The organism is Actinoplanes sp. NPDC049802 (assembly GCF_040656595.1).
In the GTDB taxonomy this organism is placed as follows: Bacteria; Actinomycetota; Actinomycetes; order Mycobacteriales; family Micromonosporaceae; genus Actinoplanes.
In genome coordinates this window covers 36,069-43,043 of record NZ_JBFAMR010000070.1, presented here as the reverse complement: position 1 = coordinate 43,043, position 6,975 = coordinate 36,069, and the positions used below count along the sequence as shown (strand labels likewise).

The following is a 6,975-nucleotide window of genomic DNA, read 5'->3' as shown; positions in this document are numbered from 1 at the left end:
ACCGTCGGCTCGCAGACGGTCGCACGCCAGTGCCGCCCGCCGTTCTCGACGGCCATGCAGAAGATCGCACCGCGACTACTCCCGAGAATGGTGAATCCCGGCAGCTGAGGGTGCCGATCTCTCGACCGTCGGGTCGGTCGGAGGGTGGGTTGCCAGGGTGTCAGGTTCATCAGCAGCGGTGTACCTGCTGAGCGCGGCGGCGGTGCTCGGTCTGGCGGTCACCGCCGGCGCGAGCGACGTCGCCGACCTGATCAGTTCCACTCCGCCGGTCACCACGGCGACGGCCGCACCGCCGCCGCAGGAGGCGGCGCCTGCCGGGAAGTCGTTCGTCACCGTGATCCGCCACGAAGCCGCCCCTACCTCATCCGGCGAACCTGAGAAGCAGGTTCAGGCGTCCCCGGCCGCCGCCACGTCGCGTGCCGCTGTCGCGGCACCGTGCGCGGGCGGCCGATGGCAGCACGACATCGAGAAACACCTGGCTCAGCTCGGCTCGTTCGGTGCGGTGAGCGTCGACGGCCGGCAGTCGCCGACGGACTGCTCGGCCATTCGCGGCTTTCAACAGCGCTTCGGCATCGAGCCCGCCGCCGGGCAGGCCGACGCGACGACCGCTGATGTCGCCCGCCGCATCGCCACGAGTTCTCAGCCGGGGAATCTGCGGCGCTGCGACGCCGGTGCTGAGGTCACGGCCTGTGTCGATCTGACGTTGCAGACCGCGTGGGTGATGCGTGACGGTGCCGTCGTGGCCGGGCCGACGGTCGTGCGGACCGGGTTCGCCGGTCACGCCACCCCCGCCGGGACTTTCCGGGTCAACAAGCGGGCCGAGAAGGAGTGGTCGGATCCGTACGAGGTGTGGTTGCCGTACTGGCAGCGGTTCATCGGCGGTATCGGTTTCCACGAGACGACCACGTATCTGCACGATGCCGCCCGCGGCTCGCACGGCTGCGTCAACCTGCTGCACCGCGACGCTGTAGCCATGTGGGACCACCTGCAGATTGGTGCCCGCGTGCACACCTTCGGGCGCCGTCCCGGCACCTGATCGGTGCAGCGGCCGTCAGGTATTGCCCTGCCGGCACCGGGAGCGTCGTGGTCACCGTGGTGGCAGCAGGCCGTTCCAGGTGACCTCGAGCAGGCGTTCGCGGCTGTCAAGTGATGGCAGCGAGTTGGCGGCGGCCAGCGCGTGCAAGCAGAAGGTCGCCAGCTCGGCCGGTGGTACATCGGTGCGGGCGATGCCCGCCTCGGCGGCGTCCGTGATGACTGAGGTGACGAGTGCGTGCAGCCGCTGGTGGGCTGCCGGCATGTGCGCGGCGGAGTGCAGCGCCATCGCGACCTGGGAGGCCGGCCCACCGTCGTACCCGGGATGCGCCCCGGTACTGGACAGCCGTAGATAGGTGGCCAGCACCGCCCGCAGCCGTTCGCCCGGATTCCGGTCCGTCGCGGCGACGTCGGTGAGTTGATCGAGGTGGGCGGTGACCTGACGTTCGTGCCAGGCGCCCACGATGGTCTGCACGTCGGGGAAGTATTTGTAGAGCGTTGCCCGGCCGATGCCGACCTGCGCCGCGATCTGCGACATGTTGACCGCCAGGCCGTGTTCGGTGATGAGCGCGGCGGTGGCGTCCAGGATCGCCGCGTGCACGGTGTGGCGGTGCTGTTCGACGGTCGAGTCCCACAACTTCGGCACCCTTGCAGCATACGCATTGCCTGCGCGGCGTCACTCTGTCATCCTCAAAACACTCTGTATCGCAAAAATTGGAGGTGGAGGATGACACGTCAGGTGCCAGTCGGTGAGGAAGGCATGCCGCGCTGGGTGAAGGTGTTCCTGGTCATCGGCGTGCTGGTGCTGGTCTTGATCGGGGTGGCGGTGCTGACCGGCCATGGTCCCGGCCGCCATCTGGGCCACGGGCCGGTCCCGGCTGCTGCCAGCGGCGAGCGGGGATGACGCTGCCAGTAGGGTGGCGCCGTGCCGGGCTGATGTTGCACATCGCCGCGTCCGTCGGATGGCTCGGCGCGGTCGCGACCTCGCTCGTGCTGGCCGGCCTGGCCGTCACCGCCGACGACCCGCGCCTCGTCAACGCCGTCTACCTGCTCCTTCGGCCGCTCGGCTGGTACGTGCTCGTTCCGTTCGGGATCGCGAGTCTGGCCACCGGGGTGACACAGTCTCTGATCACCGTGTGGGGTCTGGTCCGGCATTACTGGGTGGTCGTCAAACTCGTGCTCACCGCGTTCGCCGTCGCGGTGTTGCTGCTGTACACGCGCACGCTCGACGCTCTCGCCGATGCGGCGCGCGTCGCGGCTGACGGTGGGTCGCCGATGACGGCCACCGCGTCACCGCTGGTTCATGCGGCCGGCGCCGCGGTCTTGCTGCTGGTCGCGTTGGCGCTGTCGGTGTACAAGCCCCGCGGGCTGACACCGGCCGGGCAACGCCGGCGCCGCTCCGCAGCCATCGGCTGAACGTCGACCGCGGGCCTGGGATGCAGTCGTCGGGGATTGTCGGAGAGCGCGCTACCGTGGACGCCGTGACGAGGACAGCAGCGATCACGGTGGGCCGCACGGCCCGCCTCGCGCTGCTGCTCGCGACCGCCTTGGGGCTGGCGCTTATGCACACCCTCGGCCACACGGGTGTCCGCGCCGACTCGCACCCGGCGATGACCGGCATGAGCACGACTGCGGCGGCGGATGTCGCTGGGATGCTGACGACGGTGGTCACCGCGGCGCAGCCGTGTCCGGACGGGCACTGCGACGGTCACGGCGGGCACGGTTCTGGCGCCTGGAGCGCCTGCCTGGCGATCCTGACCGGGCTGGCCGTGATCGTGATGCTGCTCTGGCTGCTCACCGCAGTCCGAGGCACCCGTCTGTTGCCCGTGCCCGCGGTGTTGCGGGCGCTGTCTCCGCGGGCGCCACCGGATCGCACCACCGGGCTCACGCTCGCATCGGCAGCGGTACTGCGCATATAGCAACGCCACCTCGACGGCGACCCGTCTGCGGTCGTGTCGAGGCGTTCGCGCGTACCCGAAAAATCTGCCGAAAGGTTACGACCGCAATGATGCGTCATTCCCAGCTGCCCACCACCGTGCTGCGCCGTGGCCTGCTCGCCGGCGCCGCCGTCACCGCCACCCTCGTGCTGTCGGCCTGCGGCGGCAGCGACCACTCGTCGACTGACTCCGGCATGAACCACGGTGCCACCACCGCCGCGTCTCCGGCCGCGTCGGCGGTCGGCACGTTCAACGACGCCGACGTCACCTTCGCCCAGGCGATGATCCCGCACCACCAGCAGGCCGTGCAGATGGCCGACATGGCCGACGGCCGCGCCGCCGACGCCGAGGTCAAAGAGCTCGCCGGCAAGATCCAGGCGGCGCAGCAGCCGGAGATCGACACCATGACCGGCTGGCTGACCGCTTGGGGCAAGCCCGCCCCCGAGCCGCACATGAGCATGGGCTCCGGCATGGATCACGGCTCGATGCCCGGCATAATGACCGACGCCGACATGAAAAAGCTCATGGACGCCAAAGGTGCCGCGTTCGACAAGCACTTCCTGACCATGATGATCAGCCACCACGAGGGCGCCATCGAGATGGCCCAGACCGAGGTGTCGCAAGGCTCCAACCCAGAGGCCAAGACCCTCGCACAGAAGATCATCACCGATCAGCAGGCCGAGATCGCCACGATGAAGACCATCCTCGAACGCCTCTGACCCGTTGATCCGCAGGCGGCCAGGCGTGACGCGCCTGGCCGCCCCCGGCCCGTGTTCGGTGTCGCACCGGGTGTGCGGCAGCGGCGTGGCAAGTCCGCGAAACCCGGCGGAACGAAACGGGTCTTTGGTACTTTTGCCGCTCGGCTTCGTTGGAACGCTGAGCGGGAAGGGCCATGCTCCAGCTGATCGTGCGGATGACCACCATGGCGTTGCTGCTGATCTGCGGCGCCATGCTCCATCACGTGCCCCAGCATGCGCACCACGGCCATCCTCCGACCGCAGCAGGCCCGCATACGGTCGTCTCGTCCTCGGGTGAGGACGCCGAGTGCACCGCGGTAGCGGCGGACCAAGCTCATCCCGAGCATCCCTGCACTCCGGTGGCGCTGCTACAGCAGCCCTCCAGCGACGATGTCGACCTGCCGCTGGCCCTGGCCCCGCCCACCGCCGACGACGCCCTCACCGCTGCCGCCGCCGCGGCTGACGCGGCCCACCCGCCAGGCAGACAACGGCACACCGTGCTGTCGCTGACGAGCGTGTACCGGAGCTGACAGGTCCCGCACGCGCCGACCCGCCCATCCCTGCCGCTGCGCAGGGCCCCGGTTTCGGTCGGCGACGTGCCTTCGTGACCTCTGCTCACCTCCGCACCCGACGTCTGCTCGCCGTGGACGCCGGGCGGCGGACCACGTCTGCGAAAGCGGCTACGCACATGATCGACGTGACGTTTCCCCGGCTCCAGCGCCGGCCCCTTCCCGCCCAGCTCGTCTCCAGCTCCACCTGCCACCACCTCGACCAGCTCGTCGGCAACACCCCCGTCCTGTGGACGCCGGACATCACCGCCACCACCGATGGCGGGTTCTGGGCCAAACTCGAAGGCCACAACCCCGGCGGCATCAAGGACCGACCCGGCCTGCACCTGATCCAGCGCGCCCGCGAGCGCGGTGACCTTGCCGACGGCGCACCGATCGTGGAGTCCACCTCCGGCACCCTCGGCCTCGGCCTGGCCCTGGCCGGACTCATCCACGGCCACCCGGTCACCCTGGTCACCGACCCCGGCATGGAACCACCGCTGCGCAACCTGCTGACCGCCTACGGCGCCCGCGTCGACCTGGTCGACACCCCGCACCCGACCGGCGGCTGGCAGCAAGCCCGCCGCGACCGCGTCAACCAGCTCCTCGCCAATGAGGGCGGGTTCTGCCCGGACCAGTACAACAACCCCGACAACGTCGACGCCTACCAAAGCCTCGCCCTGGAACTCGCGGCCCAGCTCGGCCGCGTCGACGTGCTGGTGTGCAGCGTCGGCACCGGCGGGCACAGCGCCGGCACCGCCCGGGTGCTGCGCGAGTTCTTCCCCGATCTGCGCCTGGTCGGCGTCGACGCGTGCGGCTCCACCATCTTCGGCCAGCCGGCCCGGACCCGGCTCATGCGCGGCCTCGGCAGCAGCATCCACCCCCGCAACGTCGACTACCCGGCCTTCGACGAGGTCCACTGGGTCGCCGCCCCGGAATCGGTGTGGGCATGCCGGCGCCTGGCCGGCGGCCACTACGTCAGCGGCGGCTGGAGCGTCGGCGCGGTCGCCCTGGTGGCCTCCTGGCTGGCCCGGACCCTGCCCGACGACACCCGCATCGCCGCGATCTTCCCCGACGGGCCGCACCGCTACGCCGACACCGTCTACAGCGACGACTACTGCCGTCGCCACGGCCTGCTCGGTTCGGCCCCGGCCGCCGACCCGGACAAGATCCGTCATCCCCGCGAGCGGGAGGTGCGGCGCTGGACGCGCTGCACCCGCGTCGTCGACCCCACTGTCGAGGGCACCTCATGACCGGCACCCTGGCCCAGATCCGCTCGTTCAACCGGCCGGTGCAGCTGCTGCTGGTCAACCAGCTGACCATCAACATCGGCTTCTACATGCTCATGCCGTACCTGGCCGGCTACCTCACCGGCAACCTGGCCATGGCCGCCTGGGCGGTCGGCCTGATCCTGGGCGTGCGCAACCTCAGCCAGCAGGGCATGTTCCTGCTCGGCGGCACCCTCGCCGACCGGTACGGCTACAAACCGCTGATCCTGGCCGGCCTCGGCCTGCGCGTGGCCGGGTTCGCCCTTCTCGGCTTCGCAACGAGCCTCCCCCTGCTCATCGCCGCCTCGGTTCTAACCGGGCTGGCCGGAGCGTTGTTCAACCCGGCGGTCCGCGCTTACCTGGCCGCCGAATCAGGCGAACGCAAGACCGAGGCGTTCGCCGTGTTCAACGTCTTCTACCAGGCCGGCATCCTCGCCGGGCCGCTGATCGGCCTCGCCCTGCTCACCGCATCCTTCCGATGGGTCTGCACTGTGGCTGCGGTGCTGTTCCTGCTGCTGCTGATCGCCCAGGCCCGCGCCCTACCTGCAAGGCGCGCCCCAGCCGACCCGTATGACAGCAGAGCTACGGCGGATTGGCGGCAGGTGCTGCGCCACCGCGGCTTCCTGCTGTTCTCCACCGCGATGATCGGCTCCTACGTGCTGAACTTCCAGGTCTACCTCGGCCTGCCCATCGAGGTACGCCGGGTGACCGGCTCCGAGACCGGCGTGGCGATCCTGTTCGCCGTCTCCGGGCTGCTCACCGTGGCCGGGCAGGTCCGCGTCACGGCCTGGGCCAAACGCCGGTGGACCCCACCGCAGGCCATCCTCCGCGGCCTGGCGTTGATGGCCGCCGCTTTCCTACCGCTCGCCGCCACCGCCACGATCAGCCCCGCGATCGGCGCGGGCCCGTGGCGCACCGCGCTGGCGCTGACACCGGTGCTGCTCAGCACGGTGCTGCTGACGGTCGCGACGATGATCGTGTACCCGTTCGAGATGGCCACCATCGTCGAGTTCGCCGGTCAACGCCTGGTCGGCACCTACTACGGCCTCTACAACACCCTCGCCGGTATCGGCATCGCTGCCGGGAACCTGCTCACCGGTGCGGCACTCGACGCGGGCTCCCGACACGGCTGGCCGGCCCTACCATGGCTGCTGCTGACCGCCACCGGACTGCTGTGCACGGTCGCGGTCGGCGCCTTGTCGCGCGGGGGGCATCTCGCCGCGACGCCGCCTGCCACCGTAGCGGCTGGACAGCAGAGCAAGGCCACCGGTCGCGGCTACGGCTGACCAGTCTCGGATGCATGGCGCGGGCCGGTAGTCACCGGCGGACCACGCCACATGCCGCGCTGTATCGGCCGATGGCCTCGCCTGTGGTGCCCTGCCGCCCCTGGGCCGTGCGATCGATGACCGCACGGCTGATCTCAGCGACTGCTCATCCCGATACCGGCTGGTCC

The 6,975-nt window shown here is 70.2% G+C and carries 9 protein-coding genes; 8 read left to right on the top strand and 1 reads right to left on the bottom strand.

The window, feature by feature from the left end; genetic code table 11:
- Nucleotides 1-157 precede the first annotated feature (157 nt).
- Complete coding sequence (locus AB0I88_RS32985; protein WP_361033710.1) at nt 158-1,036, top strand: L,D-transpeptidase family protein; 879 nt, start codon at nt 158-160, stop codon at nt 1,034-1,036.
- Nucleotides 1,037-1,087: 51 nt separating this feature from the next.
- Here AB0I88_RS32985 and AB0I88_RS32980 read toward each other — a convergent pair whose 3' ends face one another.
- Nucleotides 1,088-1,678, bottom strand: coding sequence for a TetR/AcrR family transcriptional regulator (locus tag AB0I88_RS32980; protein WP_361033707.1), 591 nt, complete (start codon nt 1,676-1,678; stop codon nt 1,088-1,090).
- A gap of 81 nt (nt 1,679-1,759) precedes the next feature.
- On the opposite strand from AB0I88_RS32980, the gene AB0I88_RS32975 reads away from it, so the two are divergent.
- The 7 genes from AB0I88_RS32975 to AB0I88_RS32945 all read left to right on the top strand — a co-directional run bounded on the left by AB0I88_RS32975 (nt 1,760) and on the right by AB0I88_RS32945 (nt 6,808).
- Nucleotides 1,760-1,936 carry a hypothetical protein gene (locus AB0I88_RS32975; RefSeq protein WP_361033704.1) on the top strand — a complete coding sequence of 59 codons (177 nt, stop codon included), beginning with the start codon at nt 1,760-1,762 and terminating at the stop codon, nt 1,934-1,936.
- Complete coding sequence (locus AB0I88_RS32970; protein ID WP_361033701.1) at nt 1,933-2,448, top strand: DUF2269 domain-containing protein; 516 nt, start codon at nt 1,933-1,935, stop codon at nt 2,446-2,448. Before AB0I88_RS32975 ends, AB0I88_RS32970 begins: the two co-directional genes overlap by 4 nt.
- Nucleotides 2,449-2,513: 65 nt before the next feature.
- Entirely contained in the window at nt 2,514-2,951 is a 438-nt protein-coding gene (locus AB0I88_RS32965) for a DUF6153 family protein (protein ID WP_361033698.1), read from the top strand.
- A gap of 86 nt (nt 2,952-3,037) precedes the next feature.
- A complete protein-coding gene (locus tag AB0I88_RS32960; RefSeq protein WP_361033695.1) occupies nt 3,038-3,688 on the top strand; it encodes a DUF305 domain-containing protein in 651 nt (216 codons plus the stop codon).
- Nucleotides 3,689-3,861: 173 nt separating this feature from the next.
- Nucleotides 3,862-4,236 (top strand): hypothetical protein, encoded by a 375-nt coding sequence (locus tag AB0I88_RS32955; protein ID WP_361033692.1) that lies wholly within the window; start codon nt 3,862-3,864, stop codon nt 4,234-4,236.
- Nucleotides 4,237-4,310: 74 nt separating this feature from the next.
- On the top strand, nt 4,311-5,507 hold the full coding sequence (locus AB0I88_RS32950; protein WP_361033689.1) for a PLP-dependent cysteine synthase family protein: 1,197 nt from the start codon (nt 4,311-4,313) through the stop codon (nt 5,505-5,507).
- Nucleotides 5,504-6,808 (top strand): MFS transporter, encoded by a 1,305-nt coding sequence (locus AB0I88_RS32945; protein ID WP_361033686.1) that lies wholly within the window; start codon nt 5,504-5,506, stop codon nt 6,806-6,808. Before AB0I88_RS32950 ends, AB0I88_RS32945 begins: the two co-directional genes overlap by 4 nt.
- Nucleotides 6,809-6,975 lie beyond the last annotated feature (167 nt).

What these genes read in the sequence shown, in the direction of transcription:
- AB0I88_RS32960 (WP_361033695.1), top strand. Translation starts at nt 3,038, where the DNA reads ATGATGCGTCATTCCCAGCTGCCCACCACCGTGCTGCGCCGTGGCCTG.
- AB0I88_RS32955 (WP_361033692.1), top strand. Translation starts at nt 3,862, where the DNA reads ATGCTCCAGCTGATCGTGCGGATGACCACCATGGCGTTGCTGCTGATC.
- AB0I88_RS32970 (WP_361033701.1), top strand. Translation starts at nt 1,933, where the DNA reads ATGACGCTGCCAGTAGGGTGGCGCCGTGCCGGGCTGATGTTGCACATC.
- AB0I88_RS32975 (WP_361033704.1), top strand. Translation starts at nt 1,760, where the DNA reads ATGACACGTCAGGTGCCAGTCGGTGAGGAAGGCATGCCGCGCTGGGTG.
- AB0I88_RS32945 (WP_361033686.1), top strand. Translation starts at nt 5,504, where the DNA reads ATGACCGGCACCCTGGCCCAGATCCGCTCGTTCAACCGGCCGGTGCAG.